Annotated in this window: 16 protein-coding genes; 8 read left to right on the forward strand and 8 right to left on the reverse strand. The window is 32.0% G+C overall.

The window, feature by feature from the left end; all coding sequences use genetic code 11:
* The 4 genes from ACN4EE_RS09140 to ACN4EE_RS09155 all read left to right on the forward strand — a co-directional run.
* Positions 1-254: hypothetical protein (locus ACN4EE_RS09140; protein ID WP_431706124.1), on the forward strand; the 254-nt coding region annotated here is incomplete at its 5' end.
* Positions 255-267: 13 nt separating this feature from the next.
* Entirely contained in the window at positions 268-3,567 is a 3,300-nt protein-coding gene (locus tag ACN4EE_RS09145; RefSeq protein WP_431706125.1) for a hypothetical protein, read from the forward strand.
* A 99-nt stretch (positions 3,568-3,666) separates the two neighbouring features.
* Entirely contained in the window at positions 3,667-4,656 is a 990-nt protein-coding gene (locus tag ACN4EE_RS09150; RefSeq protein WP_431706126.1) for a hypothetical protein, read from the forward strand.
* A gap of 40 nt (positions 4,657-4,696) precedes the next feature.
* Positions 4,697-6,883 (forward strand): hypothetical protein, encoded by a 2,187-nt coding sequence (locus ACN4EE_RS09155; protein WP_431706127.1) that lies wholly within the window; start codon positions 4,697-4,699, stop codon positions 6,881-6,883.
* 186 nt (positions 6,884-7,069) lie between these two features.
* Here the strand turns inward: ACN4EE_RS09155 and ACN4EE_RS09160 are convergent, their stop codons facing one another.
* Entirely contained in the window at positions 7,070-7,504 is a 435-nt protein-coding gene (locus ACN4EE_RS09160; RefSeq protein WP_431706128.1) for a type II toxin-antitoxin system VapC family toxin, read from the reverse strand.
* On the reverse strand, positions 7,501-7,806 hold the full coding sequence (locus tag ACN4EE_RS09165) for a hypothetical protein (protein ID WP_431706129.1): 306 nt from the start codon (positions 7,804-7,806) through the stop codon (positions 7,501-7,503). The genes ACN4EE_RS09160 and ACN4EE_RS09165 overlap by 4 nt, the downstream gene beginning before the upstream one ends.
* Before the next feature lie 549 nt (positions 7,807-8,355).
* Between ACN4EE_RS09165 and ACN4EE_RS09170 the strand changes: the two genes are divergently transcribed.
* Together ACN4EE_RS09170 and ACN4EE_RS09175 are read left to right on the forward strand one after the other, a co-directional pair.
* A complete protein-coding gene (locus ACN4EE_RS09170; RefSeq protein WP_431706160.1) occupies positions 8,356-8,625 on the forward strand; it encodes a nucleotidyltransferase family protein in 270 nt (89 codons plus the stop codon).
* Positions 8,626-8,679: 54 nt separating this feature from the next.
* Positions 8,680-9,015: a XisI protein gene (locus ACN4EE_RS09175; RefSeq protein WP_431706130.1), complete on the forward strand. Its 336-nt coding sequence runs from the start codon at positions 8,680-8,682 to the stop codon at positions 9,013-9,015.
* Positions 9,016-9,021: 6 nt separating this feature from the next.
* Here ACN4EE_RS09175 and ACN4EE_RS09180 read toward each other — a convergent pair whose 3' ends face one another.
* Entirely contained in the window at positions 9,022-9,234 is a 213-nt protein-coding gene (locus tag ACN4EE_RS09180; RefSeq protein WP_431706131.1) for a DUF2283 domain-containing protein, read from the reverse strand.
* A 270-nt stretch (positions 9,235-9,504) separates the two neighbouring features.
* Between ACN4EE_RS09180 and ACN4EE_RS09185 the strand changes: the two genes are divergently transcribed.
* Positions 9,505-10,605 (forward strand): coiled-coil domain-containing protein, encoded by a 1,101-nt coding sequence (locus ACN4EE_RS09185; protein WP_431706132.1) that lies wholly within the window; start codon positions 9,505-9,507, stop codon positions 10,603-10,605.
* A 249-nt stretch (positions 10,606-10,854) separates the two neighbouring features.
* Here ACN4EE_RS09185 and ACN4EE_RS09190 read toward each other — a convergent pair whose 3' ends face one another.
* The 5 genes from ACN4EE_RS09190 to ACN4EE_RS09210 all read right to left on the reverse strand — a co-directional run bounded on the left by ACN4EE_RS09190 (position 10,855) and on the right by ACN4EE_RS09210 (position 16,871).
* Positions 10,855-12,027, reverse strand: coding sequence for a cysteine desulfurase family protein (locus ACN4EE_RS09190; RefSeq protein ID WP_431706133.1), 1,173 nt, complete (start codon positions 12,025-12,027; stop codon positions 10,855-10,857).
* Positions 12,028-12,147: 120 nt separating this feature from the next.
* Positions 12,148-13,905, reverse strand: a complete 1,758-nt coding sequence (locus tag ACN4EE_RS09195; RefSeq protein ID WP_431706135.1) for a GldG family protein — start codon at positions 13,903-13,905, stop codon at positions 12,148-12,150.
* A gap of 34 nt (positions 13,906-13,939) precedes the next feature.
* The gene (gene kaiC / locus ACN4EE_RS09200) at positions 13,940-15,484 is read right to left on the reverse strand and encodes a circadian clock protein KaiC (protein WP_431706136.1); all 1,545 of its coding nucleotides are present in this window, start codon (positions 15,482-15,484) and stop codon (positions 13,940-13,942) included.
* Between the two features lie 63 nt (positions 15,485-15,547).
* Positions 15,548-15,853 (reverse strand): circadian clock protein KaiB, encoded by a 306-nt coding sequence (kaiB, locus tag ACN4EE_RS09205; protein WP_017293901.1) that lies wholly within the window; start codon positions 15,851-15,853, stop codon positions 15,548-15,550.
* Positions 15,854-15,908: 55 nt separating this feature from the next.
* Entirely contained in the window at positions 15,909-16,871 is a 963-nt protein-coding gene (locus tag ACN4EE_RS09210; protein WP_431706137.1) for a circadian clock protein KaiA, read from the reverse strand.
* Positions 16,872-17,123: 252 nt separating this feature from the next.
* Here ACN4EE_RS09210 and ACN4EE_RS09215 point away from each other — a divergent pair, with 252 nt between their 5' ends.
* A complete protein-coding gene (locus ACN4EE_RS09215; RefSeq protein ID WP_431706138.1) occupies positions 17,124-17,777 on the forward strand; it encodes a TetR/AcrR family transcriptional regulator in 654 nt (217 codons plus the stop codon).
* Positions 17,778-17,842: the final 65 nt, after the last annotated feature.

The raw sequence follows: 17,842 nt of genomic DNA on the forward strand, positions 1-17,842 counted from the left end.
ATGAGGAAGGATTAATGAAGTTTTTTGATGAGGAAGGATTAATGAAGTTTTTTGATGAGGAAGGATTAATGAAGTTTTTTGATGAGGAAGGATTAATGAAGTTTTTTGATGAGGAAGGATTAATGAAGTTTTTTGATGAGGAAGGGTTAACGAAGTTTTTTGATGAGGAAGGGTTGAATAATATTCAACCCCTACGCAAAATCAACTCCGTAAAACAGGCATCTTGCCTGTTACAAATTAAAATCAATTCATAACAAATAAAAAACTATGGCAGATTTACTATTATCCAAATTAAAAGACGATACCAATATTACCAAAGGGCAACCTGCCCAATGGGAAGGCAAGGGCGATAGTGCCTTTCGAGATGTGGCTGATAGTCTCGATTATCAAGCACCGGGGGCGATTAAAAATGTAAGCTCTGTACCTACCATGTGGGCGCGCCCTATGATTACTCAAATGGCTCTTTTTGACACTAAACACCCCATTCATCAAGCTATGGTGGCACAGTGGCGAGGAATGTTAGCGGTTATCGCCTTAGCGGAGGTAGAGGGATTTAATCTCAAAGTCCAGTTTTTGGATTTAGCTAAAGAAAAAAACAACCCCTTTGGTAATGCTTTATTTCAGTTAATGCCAGACGCTAATAACACCCTTTATACAAGGGAGGGTATTAATCCTTGGCAAGAAATTTATATCTTTCTTTGGAATGGCAAACCCGTGGGTATGAGTAGCCCTAGTACTTTTGTTTGTCCTTCTGAGGAGGGAAAATGGGAGGGTTTACGATGGTATCAAAACGGGATATTAGTAAGCCCTGAGCCTTATTTAAACGAGGAATCTAAACAATTATTGTGGCGTTGGTTAGAAAACATTGAGGGCAGTCTTCGTAATTTTAATGGCAATCCCCTCGCGCTCGATCGAATTATCGGCTTAATTGGAGCATTCAAAGCAGATTTACGAATTAATGAGCAAGAAATCCCTAGCCTAAGTCTCAGCGAGAATACTAACTACTTTGGTGAAAATATTAATCGGGGGGCATTAATGTTACTCAATAAACCCGTTAAAATTCCCCCTAAACCTTCAAACTTACGGGTGATTGCTAGTGGCATTTATACCAGTAAAAAACCCCTTATCATCATCGATGAGAATATTTCTGAATATTGGGGAGTGCCAAAACAAAATATTTGGGTGCATCAAGACAAAACCCTCGCTTCCTTGAATCTTAAGGATTTGCGAGAAGGTAACTATGGTTGGGATGACGTGGTTTGGAAAACATCCGAAGAATTATTTTTAGAAGAATTAACATTCTTAGATTTAGAAGATGCCCTTCCCGGAGGCATTGTGCCGAAGGCGAAACTTCCCCTTACCTTCAACGGTGAAAAAATTACCCCTTTACTGCCCCTAAATCCCATTTTATTGGACTATTTTACCCCCGAAGACTTAATTAATAACCTCGAATTAGAGCCTTTCAATAACATGAATGGGCAAGGGATTCGCCTAACTTTAACTATTACCCTCTCTGGTATTGGTAATCAAAAACAATTTAACACTCTACGTCTGCAAAAAGAGTATATTCTCAAGGAAGAAAACGCTATTAAGTATATGCCAGTATTAACAGTGTGGCCTAATTTCCGTGCCGTCAACTGGAAAACTTACTATACTTTTTACTACGATGGTGATTATGGAGATGAGACTTTTAAGGTTTATTTCCCTAATCCTACTCAACAACCTCGCACTTTTAAAGCTCCCGATGGTACTGGATCATACCAACTTTCGACAGTGGAGAAAATGCCTACCCATGTAATTTGTAAAGATAGTCGTTATCAAGACATCGGTTTAATTTTGCTACCTACTCCCCCAGAAATTAACTCCCGTGGCACATGGCGAGTAGGAGTTGATTTTGGTACTTCTTTTACCAATATTTATATTAAAGGTAATAACAGTGTTGATCAGCCTTTGGAAATCAATAAAGACTTACAGATTAACCTCACCAAAAGCATTAATGATACTCGATTTGTCGCTTTACTAGAAAACTTTATTCCCGAAGTCGCACAACTATCAGAACAACCTTTACCTCTATGTACTCTTTTAACCACTAAAAATGCTGATCGCAATCAAGATACACTACAACCAATATTAGACGGACGTATTTATTTTCCTGATATGTCATTCGATCCCGATAAACAATGGATAGAAGGGGATCTCAAATGGTCTAATTTACAGTATTCTAAACTCTTTTTAAGACATTTAGCATTACATATTTCAGCGATCGCAACGGCGGAAGGGATGAACTCAATACAATGGTGTGTATCATATCCGAGTGCTTTTTCTTACATTGACAAAATCACCTTTCATCGTAATTGGGAAGAAATTGCCGAAGAATTAAGTCCTCAAACAGGATTAGACTATTCTACCCCTACCATAGAAGATAACCAACGTTTTTGTACTGAAAGCGTAGCCTTGGCACAATATTTTAATGATAAAGAAGAACATCCGTTAGTGCGTACCACTTGTATTGATATGGGGGGAGGCACTTCCGATATATCTATCTGGGAAAATCGCAGTATTGTTTATCAATGTTCCGTATTATTTGCAGGAAGAAATATTTTTTCCGATATTCTAGCCAAAAACCCCAAATATGCTAAAAAATTGATGACAGAATTAGATAGTGGTAGTCGGAACTGGGGTAACTTAAACAAATCTACCATCACCACAACTATTGATGTCATTTTAAAATTTACAGCCGAAAAATGGTTAAAAGGAAAACGTACCTATAAAAATGATGATAGCTATTTTCAGCGTTTAATTACTATTACGGCGATCGGGGTTGCAGGTTTATATTACTATGTAGGTTTAATCTTAAAAACTTTACATCAAGAAGGCAAATACAGCAGAACTCAAATTACTCCTGTTTATATCGGTGGTAATGCTTCTCGTTTCTTTCATTGGCTTTCTCCTACAGGTATCTATGACACGAGAGCAGACTTTAACAAATTATTAAGTTTAATCATGAGTAAAGCCTCAGAATTTGATGATACTCAAGAAAAAACTCAATTAAGCCAACGCCCAAAACATGAAGTAGCCTGTGGTTTAGTGCTTAGTGAAACAGAGCTTACAGGGAATACTGATAGCAAAGATTTACAACCCATTGCAGGAGAAAACTTTTATGTTGAATACTATGATGATGATCAAAAGTATGAAAAAGAAGAAATGTGGCAATCACGCTTTCATTTAGAGGGAAATATTACCAAATTTGATATTCCTGAATTAACTCATTTGGAAAACTTTTTATACGAATTTCATACTGGGTTACAATCATTGAATATTCAAAGTATCAAACCCTTAGAAAAATCTGATTATAAACCTCAAAAACCTCAAGATAAAAATAATTCCGAATCTGAAGAAGACAAAAATAGTCAACTTTGGAAAGAAGTTAAATATCATCTTGAAAATGAATTATTAAACATTCGAGGAGATGCCAAAAAAATTCGGGAAACAACACCGTTTATTATGGGTTTAAAATCTTTACTTGCTGTATTGGCAACTAGATGGGCAGACTCTTATAAAGACTAATCTATAGCTTATTATCGTCAGAATATCCCTTAATTCTGGCGATCAATAAATTAAATAAATTCTTTTATATTCATTTATTTATTCAGAAACAAATTACTTATGTTAAAAAATAAAATTATTAGATTATTAATCTTGAGTTGCCTATTTACTTCCCTATTTACAGGATGTAAAAATACTGAATCCGAAACGGATGATAGCTCAACATCATCTCTAACAAAAAAAGATATTGTTTATATAACTCTTAATTCTCTGTCTCTTATCGGAATTATTGGTTTATCGGTAGGAGGTTATTTACTGGTATATAAACCACAACAAAAAATCAGTAAAGATTTAAAAAATCAAGAAACAAAACTAAATCAATGGGATAAAGATAAAAAAAGATTGAAAGAAAAAATTACTGAATTAGAAAATAAAATTAATGATTTAGGAAAACTAATTGAATCGGAATATTCTGAAATTCAATCAAGACTTAAAAAATTAGAAAATTTTAACAAAAGAGCTTTTTCTCCTCCTTCTTCTAATCCATATTCATCTAATTATAATCCGCCTGAAAACTATCCAAAATCAAATATAGAGAGCTTATCTCAAATGCAAAATTACCAAGATAATTTATTAGGAAATTATGGTAATGATATTTATAATATGAATCAAAATTCAGAAGAAATTGAAGAAATGATAGAAAATCAAAATACTAATATTGTAGAAGAATATAATCAAAATCCTAGAAGTTTTTTCGATAATTACCAGAATATCAGAGTTAATTTAACAAATGAAACTGCTAGTAAAATTTTTCAACAATATTTTACAGGTGATATTGAATTTAAAGAAGATAAAAAGCTGGGAGAATATTTTATTATTAGCACAAATTTTAACGAATGTTATTTATTTTTATCTAATAATTTATCAATTACTGATTCTAAATTAAGAACCATAAGAAATGGAAGATTATTTGATATAATTGGGGAACTTTCAAGTCCAAAAATAAAAGCTGAAAATATAAAAATTAATCGTCCTGCAAAAGTCGAAAAACATGGGGAATATTGGCGTTTAATTGAGTCAGGAGAAATAGATTTAAGAGATATAGAATAATCTTTATTTTTATAGTTTTAAATATTAAATAGAGGTTATTATGGACAATAAAGTTATTAAATTAATTATTTTAAGTTCTTTTTTTCCCTTACTGTTAATAGGATGCGAGAAAACATCTTTATCTCCAAATAATACAGTTTCAGAAAATAATTTTCCTATGGATTCTAGTCCAAATATGGTTAATTTGTACAATGAAGTGAACACCAAATATCAAACTTTTGCTAAGAATTTTCAACAAGAAGAAGCATTATTAAAAAAATTACAGGAAGCTAGTAAAACTTCTCCTAAAATCATAGAAATTCAGCCTGATATTTATACCCAGATTCAAAAAAACTTAAATGAGTTGACAACGGCACTTAAAAGTTTAGAAAATTACGTCAATGAGGCACAAAAAACAAAAATTAAAGCAGTATTAAATTTAATAGACACATCTCCCAGTAATAAAACATTTAATCTAGCTTCTTTCGTGACACTTTTACAAGATAATCAATTAGAGGAAACAGAAATTTGTGAACAAATACAAATCCCCTTAGAAATTATCAAAGATAAAAATGATAGTAGTTGCGGTAATTTTGGCGAAAAAACCTATCAAGAATTAAATAAATTTTTAACAGAGCAACTTAATTTAATTCAAACAGAAATTGATAGTATTAAATCTTTAGATATTTCTCAAATTTCTAACAATCAACAAAATATTGATAATTCACAATCTCAAGAATTACTAAATAATAATCAGCTTTTAATTGTTATTATTATTACCCTTATTTTAAACTTAGGTTCGATCAGCTTAATCATTTTGCTTATTTTATCCAATAAAAATAATAAACAAATTATCAAAGATTTAAAATTAGAACTTGAATATTATAATAGTCAGATTAAAAAAGGCGAAATTAGTAACAATAAGAGAAAACATGAGATTAAAGAATTAAGACAACAAATTATAGATCAATTTAATAAAACAACAGAGCTAAAATTAGTCAATTTATATAAAGAAAATCCCCAAAGTTTTTTCAGCAACTATAATGCGATTAGAGTCAGTATGACAAAAGATATTGTAAACAAAGTTTCGACAGGCACATGGGAAGGAATTATCGAATTAGAAGTCAATAATCGTAATGGAGAATATTATATTATCGGCAGTAATGATGGTAATTATTACTTATTTTTAAACAGAGACATTCTCTTTAATCCTCCTACTTTACAGCAAATTAATAAATCAAAATTATTTATTTGTAATGGTAATTTATCGCAAACTTTAAAAGGTAGTGAACTTAATATTATTAAACCTGCGATCGTAATTCAAGATAGTCAAAAGTGGAGGTTAATTTATTCGGGAGAAATAGACTTAAATAATGAAAATATAGAAGATAATTATAGTCTTAATAATTATTCCTTTATTGATATTGAATCTAAGCCAGTTATTAATTCCGTAGAAAGTAATATTGATAACCAATTACTACCTATTTATCAAAAAATTCAAGATATAGATAAACAACTAAAACAATTAGAAAAAGCTAGTCAAAGAATTATTATTGCTGGTGGCAAATCTAACCTTCAACCGAAGCCAATACCCTTAGATAAAGACGAGTTAATAAATATTTATAATTACGCCCCTCAAATTTTAGCAGAATATGCTACTCCTGTTTCTATTACTGCTGATACTTATAGGAGAAACATGGGGAGAAAAGTTTATTTAGAATATACAATTAATGGTTATTATTGGGTTATCTTAACAGAAGATCAAAACATAAAAAATTATTGGTTATTACCTAATGCTAATCGTAATATAAAATTTTATCGTTTAAAAGATAGTATTAGATTATTATTTGAACTAAAAGGAAGTAAAGAATTTAGAACAAATATTCTCACGGTAACAAAACTTGCACAATTAGAAATTATACCATCTGGGTTAACTTGGTTGTTGTTACAAAGAGGTTGTATTCAAAATCAAAGAAGTGAAATTATCAATCTCAAGAAAACTCTTGAGGGAGATTTACGAGAAAACTTAAATATTTTTATTGAGGAAAAGAAAAAAGATTTTGAAATAGAAATAGATGAGATTTTACAAGAAGCAAAAGTGAATATTATTAACGCAAATATTGTTAATGGCAATTTAGATGATAAAAGCGATCAATCAATTTTAGATAATTTTGATAAAACTTTCCACGAAGTGAAAGGTATCTTTGAAGAAAAAATACAAGAGTTTAAGGATAAATTAGACAAATAAAAAGGCTCGATCGCGCAGCGCCACTTCGTGATCGAACTTGATTATAATTTTATAAAATCAGATTAAATTAACTTTATGAAGGGAAAAAATATCAATCTAAAAAATCAAATAGATTTTTAATTGACTCGGAAGAATATAATATATTTTAAACCCCTGTATTGCTATTATTGTTGAAGTCTAATAATGTTAGTTTCGATCGATATTTATAAACCAATTAGCAATTTTTAAGCCACTAAAATCAGCAAAATCTTTAACATTATTTGTCACTAAAATTAAGTCATTAGTAAAAACAATACTTGCAATTTGTCCATCTGCAAAAGCAGGAGTTTTTCCTATTTTTGATAATCTCGCCCTTTCCTGTGCATGGTATTGAGCCGATTTTAAGTCATAATCAAAGATAGGAATAGTAGATAAAATTACATTCTCCAAATAATTTTCTAAATCTCGACGCTTATTAGAAATTGGCAATCGTAAAATACCGAATAACATTTCGTTAATAACCACAGACGCAGTGGCTATTTGTTGAGAATATAATGTTATATTTTGAGTGATATTTTCATTAGGTAAAGGACGTTTTACCTCTGAAAGAACATTAGTATCTAATAAGTATTTTAAAGTCATAAAATAATCTCTCTACCAGGTGATTTATCTCGTAAATTATCAAAAGTATCATCATCCAGAGATTCTAAATCTACTTGATTACGAAATTCTTGTAACGCCTCCCAAAAATCTTTTTTCTTATGGTGTAAATTTGTTTTTAAATCATCCTTTGTTTTGATTTTTATTTCTTTTTTGAGTCTTTCCTCAAGAATATTAAATAGTGAAACTTGTTCATCAGATGATAAATTATCTAAGTCTTTAATCATTTCTTGTAACGTCATTAGTTCACCTCCCACAAAAACTGATTTTTTTTCATCTTTCATTATAGAACGTTTATTAAAACTATGGGCTACAGTTTTTTTATTTAGGGTCTGCTGAAAAAGTCTAATGCTTTACTGTCTTTAGGAAAAAAGGTTATAAGTACTCATGCAAAATTAATTGTATAGAGGCAATGGGTTTAAACCCATTGTTAATATAGCTTTTAGAAAAATAAAATGTACAATTAATTTTACTTACTCACTTAGTTTCAAGGTTTATTTGTTGATTAATAACTACTTTACTCAGATTATTGTCCGCATTTGCAGGAATTTCTATCTCAAAAATATAAGTAGAAATTACATCAGGCATTTTAAATGTAGGGTTCGATCGAACAAACAAAATGTATAGCTTTTATCATAGTAAAAATACTGCATTAAAATTACTAATTTTATGAAAAGCTACTGACTTTATCTAAACAAAATGGAAGAATGTATAAAAATATTGTATAGTTAATTAAAATGAATAATGATGATTACACCATTTTAAAGTAAGAGGGTTAATGACAATGGCTAAAAAAAATATTAGACGAAGATAAAAAACAAAAAATATTAAATATTTGTCCTAAATATAGGGGTTATAATGTCAGAATATTTGGTTCTTATGCAAGAGGAGAAGCCACAGAAAAAAGTGATTTAGACTTGTTAATAGATATAAAAAAAGGAGAGAGTCTGTTCGATCGAATTGCCTTAAAACAAGAATTAGAAGATTTTTTAGGCATAAAAGTTGATATAGCTAAACCCCATAATCTCCATGAAACCATTAAAAATCAAGTTTTACAAGTAAAAATCAAGTTTTACAAGAAGCAGTTTTATTATAATGATTAAAGAAAATAACTTAAAACTAATAATTTTTGACCAAAATGACGAGGTAATATTAACATGGATAAATTAACTAAATATTCTCAATTAGTTAAAGAAATTTTAACCGAATATAGTCAATATAAACCAGCAAATGATCAATTAGAGATACAAAGTATTTTTGATGAAGAAAAAGGACATTATCAAGTCATTACTTTTGGTTGGGAGGAGCAAAAATATGTCCATTATTGCCTAATTCATATTGATTTAAAAGGCGATAAAATTTGGATTCAGTGGAATATGACTGAAAAAGATATTGCAGAAGAATTAGTAAGATTAGGGGTAGAAAAACAAAATATTGTCATTGGTTTTCATCCGCCTTTGATGCGTAAATTGACTGATTATGCCGTGGGATAAAACTTTCTAAATAGATAAAGTCTCAAAAGCAACCGATAAAGATTGATTTTTACTGGAAAAATTTAACTTTTCAAAACCAATAACTTTACCATTTTTATTTTTCATTAATAAAACTTCATCTTCTGTTTCTTCCACTTCATATTCATCGTTAGGATTGTCAAACCAAATCACTAAAGTATCACCTAAAGAATCATAAAAAACTTGTCTTACTTGTGCCATAAATTTATAGTTGTTTTTATAGTAAAACCTAAACAATATAATAACGTTAAAGTTCTTGCTTTTTGCCTACCTTCACAAAAATACTTTTTATCATGTCTTAATTCAGATTGCTTCGTACCTCGCAACGCAAACAAAGTGCATCCCAATGACAAAATATTGTTATGATGACATAAGTTTTAGGATTGTAAAAATTAAGTTACTATATTTTGTATAGCTAAAATATCTAATACATAAGATGTTAGATACTTGATGACAGAAAAAAGAAACACAATGAAAAATCAAAATTACTCCGATGACATTAATAATATTCTCAAAAAAGTTTATCAAAAAATTCAAGCCTTAGATAAAAAATGTCAAGAGTTAGAAAAAGCCAATCAACGAATTATCGTTACGGGCAGTAAATCTCAACCTCAACCTAAGCCCATAAATATTAGTGAAGAAGAATTAATTAATGTCTATAATTACACTCCCCAAATCTTAGCAGAATATGCGACTCCTGTTTCTGAGACGGCGGATTCTTATAGAAGAAAAAGTCCAGACAATATTTATGTAGAATATGCAAATAATGGTTATTATTGGGTGATTTTAAGGGAAGAAAATAACGAAAGATTTTATTATTTAGTGCCTAATGGTAACAGACAAATTAATTTACATCGTTTTCAAAATAACTTAAAATCATTATTTATTATTCAGGGAAAAATTCAGTCTAATAATAGTAATTTGACGATCGAAAAATTAGCTAATTTAGAAATATTACCTTCTGGTTATTCATGGCAGTTGCTTGATAAAGGAATAATAAAAATAGATAAACCTTCATCGATGAATAAATTATTAAATGAGTTGCAAAAAATTAACACTCAATCAGGAGAAGTGCCTAATAATATCAGTAATTTATTATCTCTTGTTCATGAGGATCATCAAAATTTAATTATTGTAACAGAAGGACAAAAAAAGTTAGAAATATATATTTTTGATACTATCAATAAATTTTTAAAATTAAAAGATAAATTAGAAGTAAATACGAATAAATTAGAGGTTAATGTTAATCATCAACAACAGGAAATAAAACAACTAAAAAATAAAGAAGAACAGAATAATCAGCAAATAAATTTAATCGATCAAAAAACTAATAAACTAAAAGAATCTATGCAAATTTTATTGGACAATGTTAGTAGTTTATCATCTATTACTCAAGAATATCATCAAAATTTAGGTAATCTAACAGATAAACATAAAAACTTAGAAAAATTCACTATTGAAACTGTTAGTAAACTATTAGAATTAAAAGATAAATTAGACACCAAGATTGCTGAATTAGAAATTAAGTTGAACTACCAAAAAGAAGAAATTAGACAACTAAAAAATAAATAAATATAAACTTGTCAAAATAGGATAATTTTACCACTGAAATAAATCAACTTTCTTCACTTGACAATGAAATTGTAAAATAAAAACCAATAATGTCGATCGAACTTTAGAGAAAAGATAGACTGATTCTTATAAAGATTAATTTTAATCTCCGAGTAAACACGAAATAATAGCAAATACAGAGGGATAGAATGAGTAAACTAGATAAAATATTAGACGAAGATAAAAAACAAAAAATATTAAATATTTGTGCTACTTAATTCTTGATTTTATCGATCGACGTAGAGTATTAATAGTTTTAATGGTAAAATCCGCCACTGCCTCGATTTCTTCTTGGGTGTTAAAACGTCCGATACCGAAGCGTAAAGAAGCCTTAGCTAAACTATCTGAATGTCCGAGCGCTTTAAGCACATGGGAAGGTTTTGTGGAGGTAGAAGAACAAGCCGAACCCGATGAGAGTGCTACTTTAGACTGTAATGCTAATAATAAAGCTGAACCGTCCACCCCGTCAATACTCACATTGCAATTTCCTGCCAATCGTTGATTTAAGTCGCCATTGAGGTATATTCCCTCTAAAGTGCTTAATTTTTGCCATAAATAATCTCTTAACTGCTTTTGACGTTGATTTTCAGCTTCTAATTCTGCTAAAGCAATTTTCACAGCTTCAGCAAAACCCACTATTTGTGGAGTACACAAAGTACCCGATCGAAATCCCCTTTCTTGCCCTCCCCCTTGTATCTGAGAAGCTAATTTTACTCTCGGATTTTTGCGTCTAATATATAAAGCTCCAATACCTTTTATGCCATGAATTTTATGGGCAGTTAAAGACATTAAATCCACATTCATTTTTTGCACATCTAAAGAAATTTTACCTATAGCTTGAGCGGAATCGGTATGAAAAATAACCTCTTTTTCACGACAAATAGCTCCAATTGTTTCTATATCCTGAATTACTCCTATTTCATTATTTGCCGTCATTACTGAAACTAAAATAGTGTTCGATCGAATATTTTTAGTCAATAAATCTAAGTCTAATAAACCATTTTTTTCAACAGGTAAAAAAGTAACTTCAAATCCCAACGTTTGTAAATACTCACAAGGCTCGATAACCGCTTTATGTTCTGTCTGTACTGTAATAATATGTTTTCCTTTGCTAAAATAAGCCTCAGCCACGCCTTTGATAGCTAAATTATTCGCCTCCGTTGCGCCACTGGTAAAAATAATTTCTGTCTCATCAGCGTTAATAGCTTGGGCGATGGTTATTCTAACCTGTTTAACCGCTTCTTGGGCTTCCCAACCGTAAAGATGGGCGTTACTGGAAGGATTGCCATAATATTCAGCAAAATAGGGCATCATTGCCGATAGCACACGAGAATCCACTTTCGTTGTAGCGTGATTATCTAAGTATATAGGTCGATCGATCATAAGAATTAAGAATTAAGAATGTAGAATTAAGAATGCAGAATTAAGAATTAAAACCCAATTCTTTTTTTACTCATTACTCATTACTCATTACTAATTCCTCATTACTAATTCCTCATTATTTCATCGGCTTCGTTGCCACCATGTGACGATCGAAACGGTGAAACCCAAAACAGGTATAATGAAAATGGCTAACCAAGTGATTAAACTAGCCTGAAAATTACTGAGATTAATTCGGCGGTTAGTAGCTTCTTTTGGACTGATAGATAGGGTAGTATTGTCTTGATGTCCTAACCATGCAACAGTGTTAACAAATAAATCGCCGTTGAGTTGCTGTTGAAACCAGCCATCTGTGGCAAAATTGCCGTTACCGATGACTACCATTCTCGTCTCTGAAGGTTTGCTTTTTCCTCCTACGTCTAAAGTTGTTGGTTGCGGTGTCTGAATAGTCGGAGGTGTCGGTAAATTAGTATCTGATTCGTCTGTTTTTGGCTCTAAGGGGGGTATTTCGTTCAGCGATTCTGATTCTTCATTTTCTTTTGTTTCTAAGGCTTCTTGAGGCTGTGAGCTTTCACTGAGAAGATTTTTTTTAGCTAGGGCTACTCCTATATTTAAAGGACCGGGTAAGTCAACGCTAGTATCTAATTCCACTGTTTCCCCTTCGGGGTTATTCTCCCCCCAAGATTCCCGATTAGTAATTAACAGGGGAGTAGTGCTGACTTTTTCGATGCCAAGGGCACCCTGCGCGATCGAATCGGTTAAGATAGCTCTAGCCCAAGGAAACAGAGTAATACCGTTATTAAAGTCTTGGGTGATAGGATGATCCCCATATTCTACCACGATGGTGATAGAAGGTCCTAAACCGAATACTTCTCCTGTGCCTGAAGCATCTACTACTAATCTATGATCGAATTTTACCCCCCAATTATCCAAAATAGGATCAAGGTTAACATTTGTTTGGGCATTATACATCACTAACAAACTACCGCCATCTTCAAGATACTTTTCAATAATTTTGATTTCTCCTTCTAATAATTGCTTTTCTGGATTGTTGATAATCAAAATATCTGCATCGGGAGGAATGAGGGGAGAAGTGGCAAGGCTGAGGGGATAAACTATATAACCTTTATCGGTTAAGGTGGTGACGGCTTGGGATATGCTATTGATTCCCTGTTCGATCGAGGGTTCGCCATGACCTTGTAAAATGTAGATGATAGGTTGTGTTTCTCGTTGGATTTTGGCAATAGCGTTAGTTAACTTGACTTCTGAGAGACGATTTTGAGGAGATACCGTTTGTACTAATTGCCTTCTGTCTCCTAACTCTAAATACACATCCCCTAAACGGGTAACGTTAAATTTTTGTGCTAAATTAATACTAACTTGAGGATCAACGAATTGATACTGAAAGAAATCGTTTCTTCTAGCATAATCTCTTAATAATTTTCGATCGAAATCATTGGAAGGAGAATCAAAAACATATACCGTCATGGGTTGACTCAAATTTTTAACCAACTGTTGAGACTGAGGAGAAAGGGTATAAAGTTGATTTTCGGTTAAGTCTAGTCTGATAGAGTATCGTAATCCTAAAAAATTGACTAACCCTAGAATTAATAATAGGGCAACGGTAGAAATTATAGCGTTAGTAGTGGCTTCCGTCGATCGTTTACTCCAAAAACCTTTATTGCTATAAAGGAAAATAACTCCTCCTGCGATAATCGCTACCATGCCTCCCGTTACCATCGTGATAACAAGATTAGCTAAATTATTATTAATTTGTTGTACTACCACTCCACCAGATATTAAGAAGATACCTAAAATAAAGCAATAGATAATATATTTTTTCATTTCCGTAAGATAAATTGGCACACCCTCATTCTTCATTCTTCATTCTTCATTCTTCATTCTTCATTCTCCATTATTCCGCCGTTTTATCCTTGACGTTTTTGACGATGCGGGATAACTCACTTTTCTCGTCTATACTAATACGACTAGGTGAACCGCTAATAATACGTTCATAGTTGCGGAAGGAATCTTTAATATCTGGTCCTGCTTTGCTGATAGTATATTCTCTAATACCTTTATCATGCCATGATCCCCTCATTTTGAACACGTTAATAGCTCTTGACATTTCTCCCCTAATTTCTACATACTGTAACATTAAAATTGTATCGGTAATAGTGGAAATATGGGATTCTGTAATAGAGTGCGCACCCATAAATTGATCGGTGGTGTTAGTGAAAAATCCTGTAATTTCTTCCTGTTTCGCATAACCTGTTACACCGATAACAAATTGACGAAAGGCATTATTGGTAACGCCTCTGGCTAATGCTGATAAAGAATCGATCGCAATACGACTAGGTTTAAATTCTGCTATTTCGGATTTAATCATTTGTAAATGATCTTCTAATCCAGCAGATTCGGGATAAGAACATAATAACTTGAGGAGTCCTTTTTGTTCCATTTCCTCAAAATCGATACCCCAAGAGGAAGCGTTACGGGATAATTGCGCCCTTGATTCTTCATAGGCAAACAAAATGGCTTTTTCTCCTTGACGACACCCCTCTTCTAAGAATTTACTTACTAACAGGGTTTTACCTGTACCTGTTGCACCTGTTGCCAAGATGATAGAATCTTTGAAGAAACCACCTCCACACATCTCATCAAGGGTTTTAATACCAGATGAACTACGAGTGTTAGACGATCTTTGTGTAAGTTGCATAGCGCCAAGGGGAAAGATGTTAATACCGTCAGTAGTAATGGTAAAGGGATATTCTCCCTTCATGTGGGTTGTGCCTCGTAATTTAAGAATTTCTGCTGTACGTCTTCTTCTTTCACCTTCTAAAACGTTGCGCACAATCACCACGTTATCGGAAACAAATTCTTCTACGCCAAATCTTGCTACTGCACCATATTCATCTAATCTTTCAGTTGTCATTACGGAAGTAACTCCCAGTAATTTTAACCTAGCCACAAGGCGGAAAATTTCTCTCCTCACAACGGAAGCCCCATCGTATTGTTGAAATATTGCAGTGACGGAATCGATCGAAACTAGCTTGGCTTGATACTTTTTGACGGCGTATTGGATACGTTCAATTAAAGCAGATAAATCGAAGTTTCCTACTACTTCTTGACCTTCAGGATCGGGGGATGCGTCCAGTATAAATAGTTTACCCTCATCGATCAAACTTTGCAAATCCCAACCGAAACTATAGGCATTTTGAATAATATCATTGGGTGATTCTTCAAAGGTGATAAACAATCCGGGGTAGTCGAAATATTTGATGCCGTGATAAAGAAATTGAATGGCAAAAAGGGTTTTTCCTGTACCCGAAGTACCACTAACTAAAGTTGTCCTACCGATAGGTAAACCACCATGACTTATCTCGTCAAATCCTTCAATCATGGTGCGAATTTTCTTGACTCCTTTTGCTCTTAATTCTTCTTTTTTTATACTATCCATGGGCTAAATTACAGTTATTAAATTAAATTTTAAAAAAGTAGTTTTATATGTAAAAAATGTTATTTATTCCCTATCTCTTATCTCTTCATATAATAAGTCTAATCCTATCAATACTTTTTCTCGATCGGACAAATCGCCGATGATTTTACGCACGGGAGGCGGTAAAACTTTAGACAGGGTTGGAGTGGCTAAAATTTTATCTTCTTCTGCTAGTTGAGGATTTTTTAAAACATCAATTACTTTGAGAGCATATACGCCTTTAAATTCTTCTTCTAAAATATTTTTTAAGGTTTTTAAAGCCCTAACAGAATTAGGGGTATTTCCTGCTACATATAATTTGAGGACATAGGTTTTTTTTAGAGGACTCATAGAACAATATTAATAGTTATTTATTATGCTTTATATTTTATAATTAGTTGCTAATTTAATCTACAGGAAATAGCACTTCAAAAGGTAGATCTTCTTTCGGAATTGAACGGCGATACATTTCGCATAGATGAGCAATAATATCGATTAAAGCTAACCTATAATCTAGTAATATATCTTCATTTCTGCCCTCTAATTTGAGTTGTTGAGCAAATTCATCCATTAATTCCATGTGAATTTCCAGAATTTGAGACACTGACAAATCAGCAAAAAATGCCTGATTCACAAATTGATCTATTTGTTGATTTACTTCATTTTCTTGACTAAAATAATCTAAAATAATTTCTCGATAGGCTAGGCTTAATTGTTCTATTAATTCTTGTTTTTCTGTCTGAGATAGATAACGATAAAAATAATTAGGATTGCGATTATAATAAACCCCTAAATATCCTAATCTTTCTTTTAATTTTTCTGCTAATCGGCGTTGTTGTAATAATAAAAAGTTTTGTTTTTGTTCTATATGTTTGCTAGTATTATGGGGATTTTCTTCGATCGAACAACTAGGTGCTAAGTGTAAAAACTGGGCGATCGACTTGTCAATATAAGTGATAATATTACCTAATTGTCTGAGTCTAATACGCACTTCTGCGGTATGATAAAGATGGTCATTTCGATCGAACTCGGGTAAATCATTATTTAATTTAATCTCAGAATCGATGGTAATAGATTCTCTGGATAAATCTAAATCATCAGGTTCAATAATAACTACTGGTAATATTAAACCCAATTGATAAAATTCATTAAAAATAGTGATACTTACATCGTCATTAAGGATAATTAAACAATCTAATTTTTCCTTATTATCGATGACAAATTCCTTCAATTCTGTCGCAGATTTAAGTATGTGTAAATGATAGCGATTGCACACCGAAGATTCGCCATCACCACTCAATAACTGGGTTAAAGAGTGGACAATTTGCACAACAGGAACAAAAATACAGATAGATAATCGAGAAGACAAGGGATTTTATTAATTACACTAAATTATGTACTCAGATATATCTTAACTGACGAGGAATCAATTAGCAATTAGTTAAGCTAGTTTGTATTTAAGTTGATTGATGAAGATAGGGAAAAGGGAAAAGGGAAAAGGGAAAAGGGAAATTTTAAGATTTTCACTTATTTTCAAGAATTAATAGACAATGTAAGTTAAATACGTCTTAGCTTAGAGATTGTTAAATATTCAATTTCAATATTCAATTTCACGGAAAATATGCCCACTCAAACGTTTTTTAATTTACCTGAGACGAAACAACAAGTTATCATTGAAAAATCGATCGAACAATTTGCCAATCATAGTTATGAAGCGGTATCCATATCTCGCATTGTGCAGGAAGCCAAAATTGCCAAGGGCAGCTTTTATCAATATTTTGAGGGGAAAGAAGACTTATATTTATATCTAGTTGACATAGGCATTGCCAAGCAAAAATCATTTATAGAAAATGCCAATTTACCCGCCATTGAAAACGGTTTTTTTCTCTATTTACGAGCTTTACTGAAAACAGTCTTTGATTTTCAGTTAAATTATCCTCATTTTACACAAATTTTGTTTAGAAACCCTCATTATGGAGATATTCCTTTTCGTGACGAAGTTTTTCGCCGTACAAAAGCCGTTTCTATTGCTTTTATTAAAGAAAAAATTGAATATGCTATAGAAATCGGACAACTACCAAAATATATCAATCCTGATATAGTCGCTTTTATGATAGTCACCCTTGGCAACGAATTAAGACAATTTATCCCTAGATATTTAGGTATCAAAGTACAAAAATTAGTCAAAGAAGATACCCCACTAAATATTACCGCCATTAATCAAACCCTTGATGATTTCGTCACTACTTTAGAAAAAGGCATCGGCAAAGATTGAGGGTGAGGGGATGATGAGGTGAGGGAATGATGAGGTGAGGGGATGATGAGGGGATAGGGTGGTTT

Source organism: Geminocystis sp. CENA526 (genome assembly GCF_050753365.1).
GTDB lineage: Bacteria > Cyanobacteriota > Cyanobacteriia > Cyanobacteriales > Cyanobacteriaceae > Geminocystis.

Excerpts from the sequence above, each read along its gene's own strand:
- ACN4EE_RS09145 (WP_431706125.1), top strand. The coding sequence starts at position 268 with ATGGCAGATTTACTATTATCCAAATTAAAAGACGATACCAATATTACC.
- ACN4EE_RS09150 (WP_431706126.1), top strand. The coding sequence starts at position 3,667 with ATGTTAAAAAATAAAATTATTAGATTATTAATCTTGAGTTGCCTATTT.
- ACN4EE_RS09155 (WP_431706127.1), top strand. The coding sequence starts at position 4,697 with ATGGACAATAAAGTTATTAAATTAATTATTTTAAGTTCTTTTTTTCCC.
- ACN4EE_RS09160 (WP_431706128.1), bottom strand. The coding sequence starts at position 7,504 with ATGACTTTAAAATACTTATTAGATACTAATGTTCTTTCAGAGGTAAAA.
- ACN4EE_RS09165 (WP_431706129.1), bottom strand. The coding sequence starts at position 7,806 with ATGAAAGATGAAAAAAAATCAGTTTTTGTGGGAGGTGAACTAATGACG.
- ACN4EE_RS09175 (WP_431706130.1), top strand. The coding sequence starts at position 8,680 with ATGGATAAATTAACTAAATATTCTCAATTAGTTAAAGAAATTTTAACC.
- ACN4EE_RS09180 (WP_431706131.1), bottom strand. The coding sequence starts at position 9,234 with ATGGCACAAGTAAGACAAGTTTTTTATGATTCTTTAGGTGATACTTTA.
- ACN4EE_RS09185 (WP_431706132.1), top strand. The coding sequence starts at position 9,505 with ATGAAAAATCAAAATTACTCCGATGACATTAATAATATTCTCAAAAAA.
- ACN4EE_RS09190 (WP_431706133.1), bottom strand. The coding sequence starts at position 12,027 with ATGATCGATCGACCTATATACTTAGATAATCACGCTACAACGAAAGTG.
- ACN4EE_RS09195 (WP_431706135.1), bottom strand. The coding sequence starts at position 13,905 with ATGAAGAATGAGGGTGTGCCAATTTATCTTACGGAAATGAAAAAATAT.
- kaiC (WP_431706136.1), bottom strand. The coding sequence starts at position 15,484 with ATGGATAGTATAAAAAAAGAAGAATTAAGAGCAAAAGGAGTCAAGAAA.
- kaiB (WP_017293901.1), bottom strand. The coding sequence starts at position 15,853 with ATGAGTCCTCTAAAAAAAACCTATGTCCTCAAATTATATGTAGCAGGA.
- ACN4EE_RS09215 (WP_431706138.1), top strand. The coding sequence starts at position 17,124 with ATGCCCACTCAAACGTTTTTTAATTTACCTGAGACGAAACAACAAGTT.